The 17366-nt window shown below is 68.8% G+C and carries 18 protein-coding genes; 6 read left to right on the plus strand and 12 right to left on the minus strand.

The window, feature by feature from the left end; translation table 11 throughout:
• Positions 1 to 35: 35 nt before the first annotated feature.
• The gene (locus tag AAHS21_RS17200; protein ID WP_342928803.1) at positions 36 to 1418 is read right to left on the minus strand and encodes an rRNA small subunit methyltransferase B; all 1383 of its coding nucleotides are present in this window, start codon (positions 1416 to 1418) and stop codon (positions 36 to 38) included.
• Positions 1415 to 2347 (minus strand): methionyl-tRNA formyltransferase, encoded by a 933-nt coding sequence (fmt, locus tag AAHS21_RS17205; RefSeq protein WP_342928804.1) that lies wholly within the window; start codon positions 2345 to 2347, stop codon positions 1415 to 1417. Before fmt ends, AAHS21_RS17200 begins: the two co-directional genes overlap by 4 nt.
• Positions 2348 to 2500: 153 nt before the next feature.
• Here fmt and AAHS21_RS17210 point away from each other — a divergent pair, with 153 nt between their 5' ends.
• Complete coding sequence (locus AAHS21_RS17210; RefSeq protein ID WP_342928805.1) at positions 2501 to 3319, plus strand: class I SAM-dependent methyltransferase; 819 nt, start codon at positions 2501 to 2503, stop codon at positions 3317 to 3319.
• Between the two features lie 6 nt (positions 3320 to 3325).
• On the opposite strand, the gene AAHS21_RS17215 is transcribed toward AAHS21_RS17210, so the two are convergent.
• From AAHS21_RS17215 to AAHS21_RS17225, 3 genes are all read right to left on the minus strand, one after another.
• On the minus strand, positions 3326 to 3808 hold the full coding sequence (locus AAHS21_RS17215; RefSeq protein ID WP_342928806.1) for a MarR family transcriptional regulator: 483 nt from the start codon (positions 3806 to 3808) through the stop codon (positions 3326 to 3328).
• A gap of 131 nt (positions 3809 to 3939) precedes the next feature.
• A complete protein-coding gene (locus AAHS21_RS17220) occupies positions 3940 to 5937 on the minus strand; it encodes a primosomal protein N' (RefSeq protein WP_342928807.1) in 1998 nt (665 codons plus the stop codon).
• 80 nt (positions 5938 to 6017) lie between these two features.
• Positions 6018 to 6761, minus strand: a complete 744-nt coding sequence (locus tag AAHS21_RS17225; RefSeq protein ID WP_342928808.1) for a lysoplasmalogenase — start codon at positions 6759 to 6761, stop codon at positions 6018 to 6020.
• Here AAHS21_RS17225 and AAHS21_RS17230 point away from each other — a divergent pair.
• From AAHS21_RS17230 to AAHS21_RS17240, 3 genes are read left to right on the plus strand one after another with little or no spacing between them, the layout of a single operon-like run.
• A complete protein-coding gene (locus AAHS21_RS17230; RefSeq protein WP_342928809.1) occupies positions 6760 to 7719 on the plus strand; it encodes an alpha/beta hydrolase in 960 nt (319 codons plus the stop codon). The two genes, AAHS21_RS17225 and AAHS21_RS17230, sit on opposite strands and share 2 nt — an antisense overlap.
• Positions 7720 to 7741: 22 nt before the next feature.
• On the plus strand, positions 7742 to 8701 hold the full coding sequence (locus tag AAHS21_RS17235) for an alpha/beta hydrolase (protein WP_342928810.1): 960 nt from the start codon (positions 7742 to 7744) through the stop codon (positions 8699 to 8701).
• Between the two features lie 3 nt (positions 8702 to 8704).
• A complete protein-coding gene (locus tag AAHS21_RS17240) occupies positions 8705 to 10204 on the plus strand; it encodes an NAD(P)/FAD-dependent oxidoreductase (protein ID WP_342928811.1) in 1500 nt (499 codons plus the stop codon).
• Here AAHS21_RS17240 and AAHS21_RS17245 read toward each other — a convergent pair.
• Both AAHS21_RS17245 and AAHS21_RS17250 read right to left on the minus strand, forming a co-directional pair.
• On the minus strand, positions 10201 to 11052 hold the full coding sequence (locus AAHS21_RS17245) for an LLM class flavin-dependent oxidoreductase (protein WP_342928812.1): 852 nt from the start codon (positions 11050 to 11052) through the stop codon (positions 10201 to 10203). The two genes, AAHS21_RS17240 and AAHS21_RS17245, sit on opposite strands and share 4 nt — an antisense overlap.
• Complete coding sequence (locus tag AAHS21_RS17250; protein WP_342928813.1) at positions 11049 to 11318, minus strand: hypothetical protein; 270 nt, start codon at positions 11316 to 11318, stop codon at positions 11049 to 11051. The genes AAHS21_RS17245 and AAHS21_RS17250 overlap by 4 nt, the downstream gene beginning before the upstream one ends.
• Positions 11319 to 11446: 128 nt before the next feature.
• Between AAHS21_RS17250 and AAHS21_RS17255 the strand changes: the two genes are divergently transcribed.
• Both AAHS21_RS17255 and AAHS21_RS17260 read left to right on the plus strand, forming a co-directional pair.
• Positions 11447 to 12427 carry an Lrp/AsnC family transcriptional regulator gene (locus AAHS21_RS17255; RefSeq protein WP_342928814.1) on the plus strand — a complete coding sequence of 327 codons (981 nt, stop codon included), beginning with the start codon at positions 11447 to 11449 and terminating at the stop codon, positions 12425 to 12427.
• A gap of 23 nt (positions 12428 to 12450) precedes the next feature.
• The gene (locus tag AAHS21_RS17260) at positions 12451 to 13014 is read left to right on the plus strand and encodes a pyridoxamine 5'-phosphate oxidase family protein (protein ID WP_342928815.1); all 564 of its coding nucleotides are present in this window, start codon (positions 12451 to 12453) and stop codon (positions 13012 to 13014) included.
• Here the strand turns inward: AAHS21_RS17260 and metK are convergent.
• The 5 genes from metK to mihF form a co-directional block, all read right to left on the minus strand.
• Positions 13011 to 14222: a methionine adenosyltransferase gene (gene metK / locus AAHS21_RS17265; protein ID WP_342928816.1), complete on the minus strand. Its 1212-nt coding sequence runs from the start codon at positions 14220 to 14222 to the stop codon at positions 13011 to 13013. The genes AAHS21_RS17260 and metK overlap by 4 nt on opposite strands.
• A 127-nt stretch (positions 14223 to 14349) precedes the next feature.
• Positions 14350 to 15600: a bifunctional phosphopantothenoylcysteine decarboxylase/phosphopantothenate--cysteine ligase CoaBC gene (coaBC, locus tag AAHS21_RS17270; RefSeq protein WP_342928817.1), complete on the minus strand. Its 1251-nt coding sequence runs from the start codon at positions 15598 to 15600 to the stop codon at positions 14350 to 14352.
• 64 nt (positions 15601 to 15664) lie between these two features.
• Entirely contained in the window at positions 15665 to 15988 is a 324-nt protein-coding gene (rpoZ, locus tag AAHS21_RS17275) for a DNA-directed RNA polymerase subunit omega (RefSeq protein WP_342928818.1), read from the minus strand.
• An 88-nt stretch (positions 15989 to 16076) separates the two neighbouring features.
• Positions 16077 to 16703, minus strand: a complete 627-nt coding sequence (gene gmk, locus AAHS21_RS17280) for a guanylate kinase (RefSeq protein ID WP_342928819.1) — start codon at positions 16701 to 16703, stop codon at positions 16077 to 16079.
• A gap of 112 nt (positions 16704 to 16815) precedes the next feature.
• A complete protein-coding gene (mihF, locus tag AAHS21_RS17285; protein WP_003407240.1) occupies positions 16816 to 17133 on the minus strand; it encodes an integration host factor, actinobacterial type in 318 nt (105 codons plus the stop codon).
• Between the last annotated feature and the right edge of the window lie 233 nt (positions 17134 to 17366).

A 17366-nucleotide genomic window follows, 5' to 3' on the forward strand; every position in this document is an offset into this window, starting at 1 on the left:
ACTACTGAGGGTGCCGAAGGTGGCGCAGCGCGGCGTTACCCCGCTACGCGACGCAGCGCCGCGGCGAACATCGCGTCGGTGCCGTGCCGGTGCGGCCACAGCTGCACGTGCGGCCCGTCCCCCAGCTCCGCCGGCTCGAACAGTGGCCGGGTATCCAGCGCCTGCACCGGATGACGGCGCAGTGCGTCGGCCACCACGCCCACGGTTTCGGCGAGATGCGGCGAACAGGTCGAATAGAGCACCACGCCGCCGGGGCGGGTCAGCGCGATCGCGGCGGCCAGCAGTTCGCGCTGCAGCTTGGCCAGCGCCGGCACATCGGCCGGCTGCCGGCGCCAACGGGCCTCGGGCCGGCGGCGCAGCGCGCCCAGCCCGGTGCACGGCACGTCGACGAGCACCCGGTCGAAGCCGGGCTCGAGGCCACTGTGGCGACCGTCGACCCGCAGCACGTCGACGTCCAGCCCGCGGGTGTTCTCGACGACGAGGTCCGCGCGAGCTGACGACGGCTCGACCGCCGTGACCCGGGCCCCGTGCTCGACGGCCAGGGCGGCCAGCAGCGCGGTCTTGCCGCCGGGGCCGGCGCACAGATCGAGCCAGCGCCCGGCGTCGTCGTCGACCGGCGCCAGTGTCAGCGCGCGGGCCACCAATTGGCTGCCCTCGTCCTGAACCAGCGCTTGCGCGTCGCGCACCGGCGCCAGCTGCCCGGGGTCGCCACCTGGCAGGTACACCGCGTACGGCGAGTAGCGGCCGACGTTGCCGCCGACCGCCTCGGCCAGTTCCGCCGCGCTGAGCACGCCAGGGCGCGCGGCCAGGTGCACCTGGGGCCGTGCGTCGTCGCTGGCAAGGACCGCCTCGAGTTCACCGGCGTCGGCACCCAGTGCGTCGGCGAACGCCTGGGCGATCCAGCGCGGGTGCGCGTGCACGAACGCGGCGTGGCCGACCGGATCGCGTGCCGGGTCGGGCGCCAGCTCGTCCATCCAGGACTTCTCGTCTCGCCGGGAGATCGTCCGCAACACGCCATTGACGAAACCGGCTCGCGCCGAATCGAATTCGATACCAGCCTGTTCGACGGTGGTCGACACCGCAGCGTGCGCGTCGACCCGGGTGCGCAGCAATTGGTAACTGCCCATCCGCAGCAGGTCGAGCAGCACCGGGTCGATCGCCTCCGGCGGACGTCCGGCGGCGGCGCCGATGACCGCGTCGAGCAGGCCGCGGGTGCGGCAGGTGCCGTAGGTCAGCTCGGTGGCGAACGCCGCGTCGCGTCCGGTGATACCGCGCTCGCGCAGCAGCGCGGGCAGGGCCAGGTTCGCGTAGGCGTCGCGCTCGCTGACGGCTCGCAACACCTGGAAGGTGGCGGCCCGGGCCGGATCCAGGGGCTTGCGTCTGTTGGGCGGCCGGCCCTGTTTCGGTGCTGGGCTCATGAGGCCCGCGCGGCGGCGTCCAGACGGGCACCGCGCGCCCAATCGACGGCGTTCATGAGTTTCTTGCCGGGCGGCTGAAGCTGGCCCAGCCGCACGGGTTCCGAGCCGGTGCCGACCCGCACGCTCTTGCGGTCCACGTGAATGACGCCGGGGGGCAACGACTCTGGAGCCTCTGTTTCGATCTGCACCGGTCCCAGTTTGATCCGCTGGTCGCCGATCATCGTCCAGGCCCCCGGGTTGGGTGTGACGGCGCGGATCCGGCGCTCGACCACCGCGGCCGGCAGATCCCAGCGCACCCGGGCTTCCTCGACGGTGATCTTCGGCGCGATGCTGATGCCGTCGGAAGGTTGCGGTTGCGGGGTGAGCGTCCCGTCGGCAATGCCGTCCAGCGTGGCCGACAGCAGGACTGCACCCGAAATAGCAAGTCGCTCAAGCAGATCGCCCGACGTATCCGTCGGCCGAATCGTCTCGGTCACAACGCCGTACACCGGTCCGGAGTCCAGGCTGGGTTCTATTTGAAACGTCGTCGCCCCGGTGATCGCGTCCCCAGCGGCGATCGCGGCCTGGACGGGCGCCGCACCGCGCCAGGCCGGCAGCAACGAAAAGTGCAGGTTCACCCAGCCGTGCGCCGGCACCGCGAGCAGGCCGTCGCGCAGCAGCGCTCCGTAGGCCACCACCGGGCAGCACTGCGGGGCGAACTCCGACAGTTCGGCGACAAACTCCGGCGAGTTCGGGCGCTGCGGGCGTAGCACGGGAATGCCGTGGTCGATCGCCTCGCGGGCCACCGGTGACGCCTCCGGCTTGGCGCGCCGCCCGGACGCGGCGTCGGGCCGGGTCAGTACGGCAACAACCTCGTGACGGGGTGACTCGATGAGGCGCCGCAGCGCGGGCAGCGCGGGTTCGGGGGTGCCGGCGAAGACAAGACGCACCCGGACAGTCTAAGAACCGCGGTCCGCCCGGCTACTGGCGGACAGATGGTTGCGTATGCATACTGTTTCTAGCGGACATAATCACGGCGGCAGGCGCCGCCGGCGACAACGACGTCGGGTGCGCAGCTTTGTTCACAACACCCAGGAGGACTGATGACTCTCGACGTGACCATCCCGGAAGACCTCGCGGCCACCCATCGCGCCATGTGGGCGCTGGGCGACTATGCGTTGATGGCCGAGGAGGTGATGGCGCCCCTGGGCCCGATTCTGGTCGCCGCCACCGGCATTGGCCCCGGCACCCGGGTGCTCGACGTCGCCGCGGGCTCGGGCAATATCTCGCTGCCCGCCGCCAAAACGGGTGCCACCGTCGTGTCCACCGATCTCACCCCGGAACTGCTGGCGCGGTCCCGAAAGCGGGCCGCGGCGCAAGGGCTGACGCTGGACTACCGGGAGGCCAACGCGCATGCGCTGCCGTTCGGCGACGGCGAATTCGACGTCGTGATGTCGGCGATCGGTGTGCAATTCGCACCCAACCACCGGCTGGCGGCCGACGAACTGGCCCGAGTCTGTCGGCCCGGCGGAACGATTGGCGTAATCAGCTGGACCCCACACGGTTTCTTCGGCCGGATGCTGGCGACGATCCGGCCCTATCGCCCGAGTCTCTCGCCGGCCGTTGCTCCGGCCGCCCTATGGGGACGCGAAAGCTATGTCACCGGATTGCTCAGCGAGCGCATTCGTCGTGTCGCAGCGGTGCGGGGCATGTTAGAGGTCAACCGATTCGACTGTGCCACAGCCGTTCACGAGTACTTCAAGAATCACTACGGTCCGACGATCGAGGCCTACGCCAACATCGGCGGCAATCGGGTGCTGGCCGCCGAGCTGGACGCGCAACTGATCGAACTGGCCGAGGAATATCTGGCCGACGGCACGATGCGGTGGGAATACCTACTCTTCACCGCCGAAAAGGCTTAAGGCCCTTCATAAGTCGATGTCCAGGTTGGCGTCGGGCTCTCCGCCGGCCGCGGTGAAGGCCGTCAGGGCCCGCACCAGCCCGTGACGCTCGGCCGCCGGCATCTTCTCGACGATGGCGGCGATTTCGGCACGCCGGTAGGCGGTGACCCGACGCACCACCTCGCGACCGCGCTTGGTCAGGGCCGCGATCAGCTCACGGCGAGACGTGGGGTGCGGCAGACGGTCGATCAGCCCGGCGGCGACGAGCCGGTCGACCATGCGTCCAGTGGCCGACGGTTGCACGCCCAGCAGGTTGGCCAGCGTGGCCAGGTTGACCGGACCCCGGTTGGAGAGGATCACCAGGGTGCGGAACTGCGCGATGGTGATGTTCTCGTCGACCTGCGCAATTGACCGGGCCGACATACTGACCAGCAACCGCGACGCGGTGAGCAACGCGTCGGTGATCACGTCCAGCGACTCGCCGGCTTCCATCGTGTTTTCCGTGGACATCGTGGCTCCCCTTTTGTCAGGCTTTTTGTCAGCCTTCGGTAAGGCCTTTGACAGCCTACGAATGCCGTAGGAAGGAACTATTGCTCATGAATACTATCGCTACGGTAAGCGATCGGCCCAGTCGACCGCAGCTAACCAATTTGCGGCGGGTCGATCTGCACCCGCGCCGGTTCGTGTGATTGCCGGGCGCTGAGCACGCCGACACCGCGCCGCAGGCTGGCCGCCAACTCCAGACCCTGCTCCCGGCGGACGCGCACCAGCATCCTGATCACCGGGACGCCGGGCGGTGTGCCCGGTGGCCGGCGCACCCCGGGCGGCAGGTCGACCGGCCCGAGTTGCTCTGCGCCATCAGGCAATTCGGCTTCTTGGAGCAAGGCGGCCACCGCGTCGGCGCTGCCGTCGATGGCCGCCATATGCACACTGGGCGGCAGGCCGACCTCACTGCGGGCCGTCAACTCCGCGTCCGCGTGGCCCACCGGATCCCAGCGGATCAGCGATTGCACTGTGGGAATGGAGGATTCGGCGATCACCGTCACCACGCCGCCGTCGCCGCGGGGCCGCACCAGCGCCGCCGCACTCATCCAGCGCCACAGCGCGTCCTCAGCGGCGCGCAGATCCTGTCGGCCCAGCAATGCCCAGGTGTCCAGCAGCAGCGCCGCGCCGTACCCACCGTCCGCGCGGGGTTCGGCGCCCGGCGTGGCGACCACCAGCGCCGGATGGGCGGCGACCTCGGCCACGATCGCGTCGCCCGAGGAGGTGATGACCTGCGTGCCGGCAAAGGCACGGCCCAGCTCCTCGGCGGTGCGCCGGGCCCCGACCACCACGGCGCGGACCGACTCCGACCCGCACCGGGCACACCGCAGTGCCGGCTCGGCGCGGCCGCACCAGCGGCACACCGCCCCGGGTCCGCGCTCCTGCAACGACAGCGGCCCGGTGCAATGTCGGCACCGGGCTATGGTGCGGCACCGTCCGCAGGCCAGCGACGGCACATACCCCCGGCGCGGCACCTGGATCAGCACCGGCGCCCCCGCCTGAAGCGACGACCGGGCGGCGCGCAGCGCGATGGACGGAATCCGCGCGGTGCGCGCCGCCGGGTCGCGTTCGTCGGCGTACCCGGTGTCGTCGAGGGCGACCACCCGCGGCGTGTGGGCCCGCACCACCGGCCGCGTCGCGACGATGTCGTGGGCCCAGCCGCTGCGCACCAGGGCCTGAGCCTCGGCGGTGCGGGCGTAACCGCCGATCAGCGCGGCGCATCGCGCCTGATGCGCACGCAGCATCGCGACCTCGCGGGCGTGCGGGTACGGCGCCCGCGGCTCGGCGAGGCTGTCGTCGGCGTCGGACCAGACCATGACCAGCCCCATGTCGTTCAGCGGGGCGAAAACCGCACTGCGCGTGCCGATCACCAGCCGCGCCTTACCCCGCAAAGCCGCCAGCCAGCGCCGGTAGCGTGCCGCCGGTCCCAGGCCCGCGGACAGCGCGATCACGCTGTCTTCGTCGATTCGGGTAGTCGCGGCCAGCCACAGCGCGTCCAGATCCCGCTGATCGGGCACGATCGCCAGCGCCGCGCGCCCGCTGCGCACCGTCTGCGCGGCCGCCTCGGCGAACCGGTCCGCCCACTGCTCCCCCGGCAGCGCCTGCCACACCGCACGCGCGGCCCGCGACTCGGCCAGCGCGGTCAGGAACTGATCGCCGCTTCGGTACATCGCCCAGCAGGACGGGTCGACGGACGCCACGACCGGCGGCGGCCCGATCGCGGTGGGTTCGCGCTCCACTCTGGCGTGCCGGGCCGGGATGGCCAGCCGCAACACGTCCGGGCGGGTCCCGGCGTAACGCGCCGCGACGGCATCGACCAGCCGGCGGATCTCCGGGGTGAGCACCGGTTCGGCGGACACGACGCGATCGAGCCAGCCCAGCTTGCCGACGTGGTCGGTGTCGTTACGGCGCTCCTGCACGAACCCGTCGACCAGGCGACCGTGAAACCGGACCCGCACCCGAACCCCCGGCTGGGCGTCGTCGGACTGCTCGGCCGACACCAGGTAATCGAACTCGCGATCCAGGTGTGGTACCGACAGCATCGGCAGGACCCGGGCGATCGGTTCGGTTTCGAGGGGTGCGCGCGCGGTGTTCATCGCGCGCTCGAGTCACCAAAAGTGTTGTCAACCACCATCGTTACCGTCCGTGGCCACACCGTAGCGGCGACCACCGACAGTCAGCCCTCGACAGGCTCGCGGTCATCGTCAGAGGCGGCAACGTCGCGACCGAAGAAGAATCCCGCCGTGATCAGGATCAGGGCCGCGGCGTAGAGCCACCAGGTCGGCACTGCCAGCGCCTCATTGCCCAGGATGAACCGACCGATCGCGATCATCGCGTCCGATGCCATGAAGCACGCCGCCCCCACCGGCACCCAGATCGTCGGCAGCCGGGCCGCTATCGCGGTGCACGCCATCGCGGTCAGCACGACCACGTACACGGTCACCGGAATCGTCAAGTTCTCCGGACCCAGATGCGGCCAGAACCACACCAGCAGGGCGATTGCCGTCACGCACAGCACCGCCATCACCGCGATGCGAGTCCGCGTTAGCGACTCTTTAACCACCAAGGGAGCCAGCGCGCCCATGATGCACAGGTGCGCGCACAGAAATGCCGCCAGCCCCAAGACAAATGACATCGTCCACCACGGGATTGCCAGTAACCAGTCGCCGGTGGCGCTGAGCAGCATCGCCGGCATCAGCCAGCGCCGCTCGCTGACGATGGGATGCGCGAACGCGGCCACGGTCAGCAACACGGCCATCAGTGCCTTGAACGGCGGCTGCAGCACCCAATGCCCGGTGAGTACGGTTCCCGGCGGCGACTGCACCGCGACCACGGTCAGGAACACGCCGTAGCCGATGCCCGCCCAGCACGCCGCCACCCAGCAGCCGGCCAGCACGCGGGGTGCGTACGGTACCTCCATGCCCAGCTTTGACAAAGCCGACGAGAAACCTCCTATCGACCCCATCTTGCTGAAGGTACTCGACGCGGTTCCGTTCCGGCTATCCACCGACGACGGCATCGAGGCTGCGCGCCAGCGGTTCCGCGATCTGCCGCGCCGGCCGGTGCACCCCGAATTGCGCGTCGAGGACCGCACCATCGACGGCTCGGCCGGTGCTATCGCCATCAGAATCTATTGGCCGCCAACCGGTTCCGGTGACGCCCTGTTGCCCGTCGTCGTCTTCTTCCACGGCGGCGGGTTCGTGATCGGCGACCTGGACACCCACGACGGCACCGCCCGCGAGCATGCGGTGGGCGCCGACGCGATCGTGGTGTCCGTGGATTACCGGCTGGCTCCCGAGCACCCGTATCCCGCTGCCGTCCAAGACGCTTGGGCCGCAACGCGGTGGGTCGCCGAGCACGGCGCGGAGCTGGGTGCCGACACCGCCCGGCTGGCCGTTGCCGGGGATTCGGCGGGCGGCAACATCGCCGCGGCCCTCGCCCAGCAGACCCGCGACGAAGGCGGACCGCCGATTGCGTTCCAGCTGTTGTGGTACCCGTCGGTGATGTGGGACCAGTCGCTGCCGTCGTTTGCCGAAAACGCGACCGCTCCGATTCTCGACACCAGGGCCATCGCGCAGTTCTCTCGTTGGTACGCAGGCGATCTCGACCTGTCCAATCCACCGGTGGGTATGGCGCCGGGGCGAGCGAAGAATCTGGCCGGCCTGCCACCGGCCTACATCGGCGTCGCCGGCTACGACCCGTTGCGCGACGACGGCATCACCTACGGCAAGGCGTTGGCCGCCGCGGGCGTACCTGCCGAGGTGCACAACGCCGAGACGATGGTGCACGGCTACCTCGGCTATGCGGGCGTGGTTCCCGCCGCCACGGCCGGGGCGGAGCGGGGGCTCGCGGCACTGAGGAATGCGCTGTACAGGTGAACAACAGGCGTACGGTGGACGAATGACTGAGCCCACCGCCCGGCCTGAGATCGACCCGACGTTCAAAGCGTTGCTCGATCTGTTCCCGACGACGTTCAACGCGGACGATGGTGTCGAGCTCGCGCGCGAGCGGCTCAAGATGCTCAAGGTGCCGCAGGAATTGCTGCCCGACCTGCGCATTGAAGACCGAACGATCGGCCACGGCGAGCACAGCGACATCGCGGTCCGGATCTATTGGCCGCCCACTCCGGCCGAGACCTCCCCCGTCGTCGTGTTCTTCCACGGCGGCGGCTTTTGTCTGGGCGACCTGGACACTCACGACCACGTTGCCCGCGCGCACGCGGTCGGCGCCGAGGCCATCGTGGTGTCGGTGGACTACCGGCTCGCGCCGGAGCATCCGTATCCCGCCGGGGTCAACGACGCCTGGGCCGCGCTGCAGTGGGTCGGCGCGCACGCCGGCGAACTGGGCGGCGACCCGAGCCGCATCGCGGTGGCCGGGGATTCGGCCGGCGGCAACCTGGCCGCGGTCCTGGCGGTGCTGGCCCGCGACAACGCCGGGCCGGACCTGGTGTTCCAGTTGCTGTGGTATCCGGTGGTGACCGCCGATCTTTCGCTGCCGTCGCACACCGAGAACGCCTTTGCGCCCATCCTGGACCGCGAGGTGATCGAGGCCTTCCTGGCCTGGTATCTGCCCCCGGAGATCGACGTCACCGACCCGACGGTGCTGCCGGCCACGCTTGCGCCGGCCAACGCGGACCTGTCGGGTTTGCCGCCGGCCTTCATCGGCACCGCCGAACACGACCCGCTGCGCGACGACGGTGCGCGCTACGCCGAGCTGCTCAATGCCGCGGGCGTGGCGGCGGAGCTGAGCAACGAGCCGACCCTGGTGCACGGCTTCGTCAACTTCGCCCCGGTGATTCCCGCGGCCGCCGCGGCCACCGACCGCGGGTTGACGGCGCTACGGAAGGCGCTGTACCCCTAGCAGATGGCGCCCGACTACCACACCGTGATCGTCGGAGCCGGATTCTCCGGCATCGGCGCCGCGATCAAGCTCGATAAGGCCGGACTCTCCGATTACCTCGTGATCGAAGCCGGCGACGGGGTCGGCGGCACCTGGCACTGGAACACCTATCCCGGGATCGGCGTGGATATTCCGTCGTTCTCCTACCAGTACTCGTTCGAGCAGAGCCGGCATTGGTCGCGCACCTATGCGCCGGGCGCCGAGCTGAAGGCCTACGCCGAACACTGCGTCGACAAATACTCCATCAGATCGCGAATCCGGTTGAACACCAAGGTGATTTCCGCCGAGTTCGACGACGAGCGGGCGCTGTGGCGCGTGCAGACCGATCCGGGCGGCGTGGTCACCGCCAGGTTCCTGATCAGCGCCAGCGGCGTGCTGACCGTGCCGAACCTGCCCGACATCGACGGCGTGGACTCCTTCGACGGCACCACCATGCACACCGCACGCTGGGATCACAGCAAGGACTTGACCGGCAAGCGCGTCGCGGTCATCGGAACCGGCGCCTCGGCCGTGCAGGTCATTCCGGAGATCGCGCCAATTGTCGATCAGCTCACCGTATTTCAGCGCACACCGATCTGGTGCTTCCCCAAGTTCGACGTTGCGCTGCCCGCGCCGGTGCGCGCCGCGATGCGGATTCCGGGCGGTAAGGTCGCCCAGCGGCTGCTCAGTCAAGCGTTCGTCGAACTGACCTTCACGATCGCCGCCCAGTACTTCACGCTGGTTCCGCTGGCCAAGCCGATGGGCGACGCCGGTCGCCGATATCTGCGCCAACAGGTCGACGACCCGCACGTGCGCGAACAACTCACCCCGCGGTACGCGGTCGGATGCAAACGACCGGGCTTCCATAACGGATATCTGGCCACGTTCAACCGTGAGAACGTGCGGCTAATCACCGAGCCGATCGACAAGATCACGCCGGGGGCGGTCGCCACCACCGACGGTGAGAATCACCAGATCGACGTGCTGGTGCTGGCGACCGGTTTCAAGGTGATGGACGCCGACAACATGCCGACCTTCTCGATCACCGGCAGCGGCGGCATCACGCTGACCGAGTTCTGGGACTCTCACCGGCTGCAGGCCTATGAGGGCGTCAGCGTGCCGGGATTCCCGAATATGTTCAGCGTCATGGGCCCCTACGGTTACGTCGGCTCTTCGTATTTCGCGCTGATCGAGACGCAGACCCACCACATCGTGCGATGCCTCAAGCGGGCCCGGCGCACCGGCGCGACACGCGTCGAGGTGACCGAAGCCGCCAACGGCCGCTACTTCGACGAGATGATGCGCAAGCGGCACCGCCAGATCTTCTGGCAGGACAGCTGCCGACTGGCCAACAGCTACTACTTCGACAAGAACGGTGACGTGCCGCTACGTCCGGCCACCACGGTGGAGGCGTACTGGCGCAGCCGTCGCTTCGACCTGGACGACTATCGATTCACCGGCGCTGCCGCGCCTCGGGGGCTCTAGAGAATCGCGTCCGCGAGCAGATCGACCTGCTCGAGCCCCTCGGTCGTCGGGTGGAACAGCAGCCGGTCGAAGCCGAGGTCCCGGTACCGACTGACCGTATCGCGGGCGTCGGCCGCGGAGCAGACCATATCGGCGACGTTGACTTGCGCGTATTCCGGGATAAATCCGTAGTAGCGGGCCAAGTGGTCCCGGCCCGCTGCGACGGCCGGCCCAAGTCCGAAGTTCACCGATGCTTGCAGGTAGGGGCGCCCGGGCCGGCCTGCGGCCTGCCAGCCGATGCGGATGCGCTGCGCCAATTCGGCCTGTTCGTCGTAGTGGCGCACGGCCCCGGCCGCCCACCCGTCACCGGCGGCGATCACCCGCCGCACCGTGGCCGCGGACCGGCCGCCGAACAGCAGCGGGATCCGCCCGGGTGCGGGAGATAGCGCGGTGTCGTCGGCAACCGGTGCGCCGGCCCACAGGCTGCGCAGCCGCTCGATCTGTTCGTCGAGTATCCGGCCCCGCCGGTGGAAGTCGGCGCCGGTGCTGGCGTATTCGTCGCGCCGGTTGCCCACGCCCAGTCCGACGACAAGCCGACCGCCGCAGACCCGGGCCAGGCTGGCCAGTTGCTTGGCCAGCGGAACCACCGGATACATCGGGGCCAGTAGGACATTGGTCACCAGGGTCAGTTCGTCGGTCGCGCCGGCCGCGGTGGCCAGCGCGATCAGCGGGTCGACGCTCGGGTAGAACAGCCGGTCGATTGCCGTGACGGATTCGAAGCCGCGCTCTGCGCTGCGGCGCGCCCATTGGGTGATGGCGGGCCCGGCGACGTCGGCGACGTGGTTCGGCAGGCCGATTCCCAGTTTCACAGCACGTCCTGCGCGTGGATATTGGCATTGAGGGCGGCCAGGGTCCGACCGTAGCGGCCCTCGCGTTCGGCGTAGCGCACCGCGCGGGCGGCGTCGACCACGACTTCGCCGGCGCGAGGCTGTGCGGACAGCCCGGCGAGCACTTGCGTGACGAACTCGTCGGCGTCGATCGCATCGTCGCCCCGCGTACCGTCCATCTCCGTGCGCACCCGTGGCGGCGCCACCTCGCCGCCGGTCACCAGGATCGTGTTACCGGTCAATTCCATTGGGGCGCTCACTTTCTCGAAGAACGTGCACTTCATCGTCGGTGCTGTCGCTGAATTTGGCCAGAGCAACCCGGTTTGACGTCAGAAATAGGCGAATTGCTCAGGAAATATGTAGATTTTTCGTCACAATGCAAGCTCTTGACGCTCAAATTCTGCATGCGCTACAGCTGTCGCCGCGGGCGTCGTTCCGGCGCATTGCCGAGGTCGTGGGTACCGGTGAACAGACCGTGGCACGCCGCTACCGTGCCCTGCGCCGCGACGGTGTGCTGCGCGTGGTCGGCGTGGTCAACCCTCGGGTGCACGGCGAATGCCAATGGGTGGTCCGGGTACATGCGAAACCCGATGACCTGGTCCGGCTTGCCGACGCATTGGTCCGCCGGCCCGAGGTCACTCACGTCAACGCGTTGTCCGGGGGCACCGAACTCGTCTGCGTGGTCCGTGCCCCCCTCGACAGCTCCGAGGCGGGGTTGCTGCACCGGCTGCCTCGCACCTCGGCCGTCCTGGATATGCGGGTCGATCTGGTACTCAACGTATTCGGCGCACCGATGTACGCGCACTGGACCGGCTACGGGCAGCTGTTGGACTCCCAGCAGGTCGACGCGCTGCGGCCAGCGGACCGAGCGCAGCCGGATCAGCCCACCGGGCCAACGGCCGAGGATCAGCCCCTGCTCGATGCGCTGGCCGACGACGGCCGCATTGCCGACAGCGCACTGGCCGCGCTGACCGGGTGGTCACCGGCCCGCGTCAAGCGACGGTTGCGCGCCCTGCAGGCCGGCGGCACGCTCGCCTACGATCTCGACGTACTGCCGGAGCGGCTCGGCTTCATGCTCAACGCGATCGTCTGGATATCGGTTGCCCCGTGCCACCTGGCAGCGGTGGCCGAGCAGATCGTGCGGCACGACGAGGTCGCCTCGGTCGCCACGGTCAGCGGACCCGACAACCTGATGGTCGTCGTGATCTGCCGCGGGCCGGCACATCTGTACGACTACCTGGCGCAGCGCCTGGCCGCCGTCGACCATATCCAGGCCTACGACGTCAGCGTCCGCAGCAAGCGGCTCAAGCAAGTCGGTTCACTGATCGCGCACGGCCGGTTGATCCGCGCCCGCTGAACGGGCGACGCTAAGCTTGCGGCGTGGCCAAGGAGTTTTCGCGTCTGGACGAGTCGCTGCGCGAATTCATCGACAGCCAGGCCATGTTCTTCGTCGCCACCGCCCCGTCCGAAGGCGGCCGAATCAACCTCTCCCCCAAGGGATATCGCGACACCTTCGCGGTACTCGACGATCACCGCGTGGCGTACCTCGATCTGTTCGGCAGCGGCGTGGAAACAATCGCGCACCTGCGCGACAACGGCCGGATCACCCTGATGTTCTGCTCGTTCACCCGAAACTCGCGGATCCTGCGACTGTTCGGCACCGGACGCGTGGTGCGCCCGGACGACGCCGAATTCCCCAGTCTGCTAACACATTTCGACGGGCAGCATGCGGGCGTGCGGGCCGCTATCGTCATCGCCGTCGAGCGGATCGCCGACGCCTGCGGATACGCGGTGCCGTACTACGAGCTCGTCGACGAACGGCCGGTGCTCGACACCTATCACACCAAGGCGAGCGCCGAAACCTACCAGCGCTCCATCGGACGCAATCTGCACAGCATCGACGGACTACCCGCGCTGGACGCCGATCACCCCCTGCCGGGCTAGATGGCGCGCTTGAGGTCGTCGACCTTGTTCAGCTGCTCCCACGGCAGCTCGACGTCGGTACGGCCGAAGTGGCCGTACGCCGCGGTCTGCGCGTAGATCGGGCGCAGCAGGTCCAGGTCCCGAACGATCGCGCCGGGCCGCAGGTCGAACACCTCGGGCACGATCTTCTCGATCTTGACCGGGTCGACGGTCGCGGTGCCGAACGTCTCGATGAACAGCCCGACCGGGGCGGCCTTGCCGATCGCGTAGGCCACCTGCACCTCGACGCGCTCCGCCAGCCCGGCGGCGACGATGTTTTTGGCCACCCAGCGCATCGCGTACGCCGCCGACCGGTCCACCTTGGACGGATCCTTGCCGGAGAAGGCGCCCCCGCCGTGGCGCGCCCAGCCGCCGTAGGTGTCGACGATGATCTTGCGGCCGGTCAGGCCCGCGTCGCCCATCGGCCCGCCGAGCACGAACTTGCCGGTCGGGTTGACCAGCACCCGCGTTCCCGACGAGTCCAGGGTGTCGTGGCCCAGCTCCTCGAGCACGGTCTGCAGCACGTGCCGACGGATGTCGGGGTCCAGCGTCTTCTCCAGGTCGATGCCGTCGGCGTGCTGGGTGGAGACGACCACGGTGTCCAGCCGGACCGGGACGTCGTCCTCGTAGGCGATGGTGACCTGCGTCTTGCCGTCCGGACGCAGGTAGGGCAGTGTCCCGTTCTTGCGGACCTCGGTGAGCTTGCGCGACAGCCGGTGGGCCAGCGCGATGGGCAGCGGCATCCGCTCCGGGGTGTCGTTGATCGCGTAACCGAACATCAGGCCCTGGTCGCCGGCGCCCTGGGAGTCCAGCGGGTCCGCCGCGCCCTCGACGCGGGCCTCGTGGGCGGTGTCGACGCCCTGGGCGATGTCGGGCGACTGCGCGCCGATGCCGATGTTCACACCGCAGGTCAGGCCGTCGAAGCCCTTGTCGGAGTGGTCGTAGCCGATCTCGAGGATGCGCGCGCGCACCGTGTTGGTGATGTCGGCGAACGCCGCCTTGGCGGTCGTGGTGACCTCGCCGACCACATGCACCTGCCCGGTGGTCACCAGCGTCTCGACCGCGACACGTGAGCGGGGATCCTCCGCCAGAAGCGCGTCGAGGACCGAGTCGCTGATCGCGTCGCAGATCTTGTCGGGATGCCCCTCGGTCACCGACTCACTGGTAAACAGCCGACCCTTTTCGCTCACCCTGTCATCCTTCCGTCTTGCCTAAATGTTAGTTAGACAAATTATTTTAAGCGTCTGCAGCCCGACCGGCGAAGCCGGTCGTGATTGCAACCTTTCTAGCAACCATCCGCTGAGCGCATCGAGCGGGCTATCCGCTCTCGCCCTGCAGAAAAGTGACGATGGCGTCAACGATGCGACTGGCCATCAGCGTCTTGGATCCGTGCTGCAGCGCGGCCTCGGTTCCGTCGGACGCCAGCAGCCAGCCGTCGTTGCTGTCCACCTCGAACGCGCGGCCGTCGCCGACCGCGTTGACCACCAACAGGTCACATCCCTTGCGCCGCAACTTCGCTCGCGCGTGGAACAGCACGTCGCCATTGGCGTCGCCGGTCTCGGCGGCGAACCCGACGATGGCCCGCATCTTGGGCAGCTCCCCGTGCGCTCGCGCACGGACCGTGCCGGCCAGCACGTCGTCGTTGCGCACCAACTCGATGGTCGGGGCGTCGTCGGCATCGTTGGGACCCTTTTTGATCTTTGCGGCGGCAACACGTGCGGGCCGGAAGTCAGCGACCGCGGCCGCCATCACCAACACGTCGGCCGCGGGCGCGTGCTTGGACACCGCATCGGCGAGCTGTTGCGCCGAGCTGATGTGCACCACCTCGACACCGGCCGGGTCGATGAGCCCGACGGTGTGGCCGGCGATCAACGTGACCTCGGCGCCGCGCTGAGCGGCGACCCGTGCGACGGCGTAGCCCTGCTTGCCGGAGCTGCGATTGCCGATGAAGCGAACCGGATCGATCGGCTCGCGGGTGCCGCCGGCGGTCACCAGCAGCTTGCGACCGGCCAGGTCGTAGGGCAGCGCGTCGCCGCGCTCGAGCAGCAGCTGGGCCAGCGTGGTGATCTCTTCGGCCTCGGGAAGCCGTCCTTTGCCGCTGTCCGCGCCGGTGAGCCGCCCAAACGCCGGTTCCAGCACCACCGCGCCCCGACGGCGCAATGTCGCCACGTTGTCGACGGTGGCCGGGTGTAACCACATCTCGGTGTGCATCGCCGGGGCGAACAGCACCGGACATCGCGCCGTCAGCAGCGTCGCGGTCAGCAGGTCGTCGGCGCGGCCATGGACGGCGCGGGCCAACAGGTCCGCGGTGGCCGGTGCCACCACGACCAGGTCGGCCTGCTGACCGAGCCGGACGTGCGGCACCTCGGCGACGTCGGTGAAGACGCCGGTGTGCACCGGCTGCCCGGACAGGGCCTCGAACGTGGCGGCGCCGACAAAGCGCAGCGCGGATTCGGTCGGGATGACGCGGACCTCATGGCCCGCCTCGGCGAGCTGCCGGACGACGGTGCACGCCTTGTAGGCGGCGATACCACCGGAGACACCGACGACGATCCGCTTGCGATCCACCTACGCCGGCCCTTCCTCGTTGAAGCGGCTCTCAGACCTGACCACAGCGCCCGGCCCTGTCCTGTTACTCGCCCTCGGTGTGCTCGAGCAGGTCGGCGTGGATCTCACGCATCGCGATCGAGAGCGGCTTTTCCTGCAGCCCCGGCTCGACCAGCGGGCCGACGTACTCGAGGATGCCCTCGCCGAGCTGGTTGTAGTAATCGTTGATCTGCCGGGCGCGTTTGGCCGCGTAGATCACCAGCGCGTACTTGCTCGACACGCGGTCGAGCAATTCGTCGATAGGCGGGTTGGTGATGCCCAGCGGGGTGTCGTAGGCGCGCTGTCCGCCCGCCGAAGGATCGAATTGATCCACGGCGGTCAGCGACGCGTCGGACTGCGAAATACTCACGTAAGACTTTCTCCTGGCGCTCGGTCTCGTTGAAGAGCGGTTGACACAGCTGGAAACTTTGATTCTTGATCGCGTCTGGCGAGTCGGCTCAAGCCGCCCCAGACGCGTTTCCCACCAGCAAGGATACCAATTCCGCGCACGCAGACTCCAATTGACTGTTGACCACGACCCGGTCGAAGTCGTCTTGAGCTGCCAGTTCCTCGCGTGCGGTCTCCAGCCGGCGCGCCATGGCCTCCGGTGTTTCGGTGCCACGCCCGCGCAGCCTGGCCTCCAGATCCGCCCAGCTGGGCGGGGCCAGGAACACGGTGATGGCCTCCGGCATCGCCTTTTTGATCGCCCTGGCGCCGGCCAGGTCCACCTCGATGAGCACCGGAAAACCCGCGCCCGTCGCGGCCCGGATCGGCGCCGCCGGGGTGCCCGATCGCTGCAGGCCACCGTGGATTTCGGCCCACTCCAGCAGGGCGCCCGCGTCGATGAGTTGCTGGAAACGGGCCGGACTGACGAAGTGATAGTCGACGCCGTCGACTTCACCCGGCCGCGGCGCCCGCGTCGTGGCCGAGACACTGAAATGCAGGTTCGGTACCCGCTCTCGCAGGCACCGGACCACTGTTGACTTGCCGACCGCTGAGGGACCGGACAGCACCACCACACGCCCCGTGCCGGATGGCGCAGGACGTGCGCGGTGCTCGGCGTCCGGTCCTTCGTCGACGTTCACCGACGCCCCTGAGTCGGCACGCCCATAGGCCAACTGGCCTGCATCGCCGCAGGTCGGTCGTGCTTGCTGGTCCGCCTTCTCCTCAGGCCTTTCGGCCTGCATCGTCGGCGAACTAAGCGGAGCCGAACTTTTCCAGCAGGGCCTTGCGCTGACGGTCGCCCAGACCACGCAGACGGCGGGTCGGCGCGATCTCCAGCTCGGTCATGATTTCCTGCGCCTTGACCTTGCCCACCTTCGGCAATGCCTCAAGCAGCGCAGACACCTTCATCTTGCCCAGGACTTCATCACTCTCGGCGTCCTTGAGCACCTGGGTCAGGTTGGTGCCACCGCGCTTGAGACGGTCTTTCAGCTCAGCTCGTGCTCGACGTGCGGCAGCCGCCTTCTCCAACGCGGCCGCGCGCTGCTCGTCGGTCAACTGGGGAAGGGCCACGATTCCTCCGTATCTAGATCAATCTCGTGTCTCTGCCGGGTACTTGGGCCCAGCGGAGACGACCGTACTCACGCTTCCTGACGAAATCTAACCCGACCCCCTGGTTAAGAGGTTAAATGCCCAGCTTGTGCCGCGCCCACACCTGCTCTCAGCGGCATGCTTCGGCATCGCTGGGAGCTCCCGGACTCGGCACGTCGGCGGCCGTCGGGTCCCCGGCGCGAGCATCCAAATCA

Origin of the sequence: Mycobacterium sp. 050272, assembly GCF_039023525.1 — a bacterium.
In the GTDB taxonomy this organism is placed as follows: domain Bacteria; phylum Actinomycetota; class Actinomycetes; order Mycobacteriales; family Mycobacteriaceae; genus Mycobacterium.

Excerpts from the sequence above, each read along its gene's own strand:
- AAHS21_RS17250 (WP_342928813.1), bottom strand. The coding sequence starts at position 11,318 with ATGGAATTGACCGGTAACACGATCCTGGTGACCGGCGGCGAGGTGGCG.
- AAHS21_RS17235 (WP_342928810.1), top strand. The coding sequence starts at position 7,742 with ATGACTGAGCCCACCGCCCGGCCTGAGATCGACCCGACGTTCAAAGCG.
- AAHS21_RS17215 (WP_342928806.1), bottom strand. The coding sequence starts at position 3,808 with ATGTCCACGGAAAACACGATGGAAGCCGGCGAGTCGCTGGACGTGATC.
- AAHS21_RS17220 (WP_342928807.1), bottom strand. The coding sequence starts at position 5,937 with ATGAACACCGCGCGCGCACCCCTCGAAACCGAACCGATCGCCCGGGTC.
- AAHS21_RS17200 (WP_342928803.1), bottom strand. The coding sequence starts at position 1,418 with ATGAGCCCAGCACCGAAACAGGGCCGGCCGCCCAACAGACGCAAGCCC.
- AAHS21_RS17230 (WP_342928809.1), top strand. The coding sequence starts at position 6,760 with ATGCCCAGCTTTGACAAAGCCGACGAGAAACCTCCTATCGACCCCATC.
- AAHS21_RS17225 (WP_342928808.1), bottom strand. The coding sequence starts at position 6,761 with ATGGAGGTACCGTACGCACCCCGCGTGCTGGCCGGCTGCTGGGTGGCG.
- AAHS21_RS17210 (WP_342928805.1), top strand. The coding sequence starts at position 2,501 with ATGACTCTCGACGTGACCATCCCGGAAGACCTCGCGGCCACCCATCGC.
- AAHS21_RS17255 (WP_342928814.1), top strand. The coding sequence starts at position 11,447 with ATGCAAGCTCTTGACGCTCAAATTCTGCATGCGCTACAGCTGTCGCCG.
- AAHS21_RS17240 (WP_342928811.1), top strand. The coding sequence starts at position 8,705 with ATGGCGCCCGACTACCACACCGTGATCGTCGGAGCCGGATTCTCCGGC.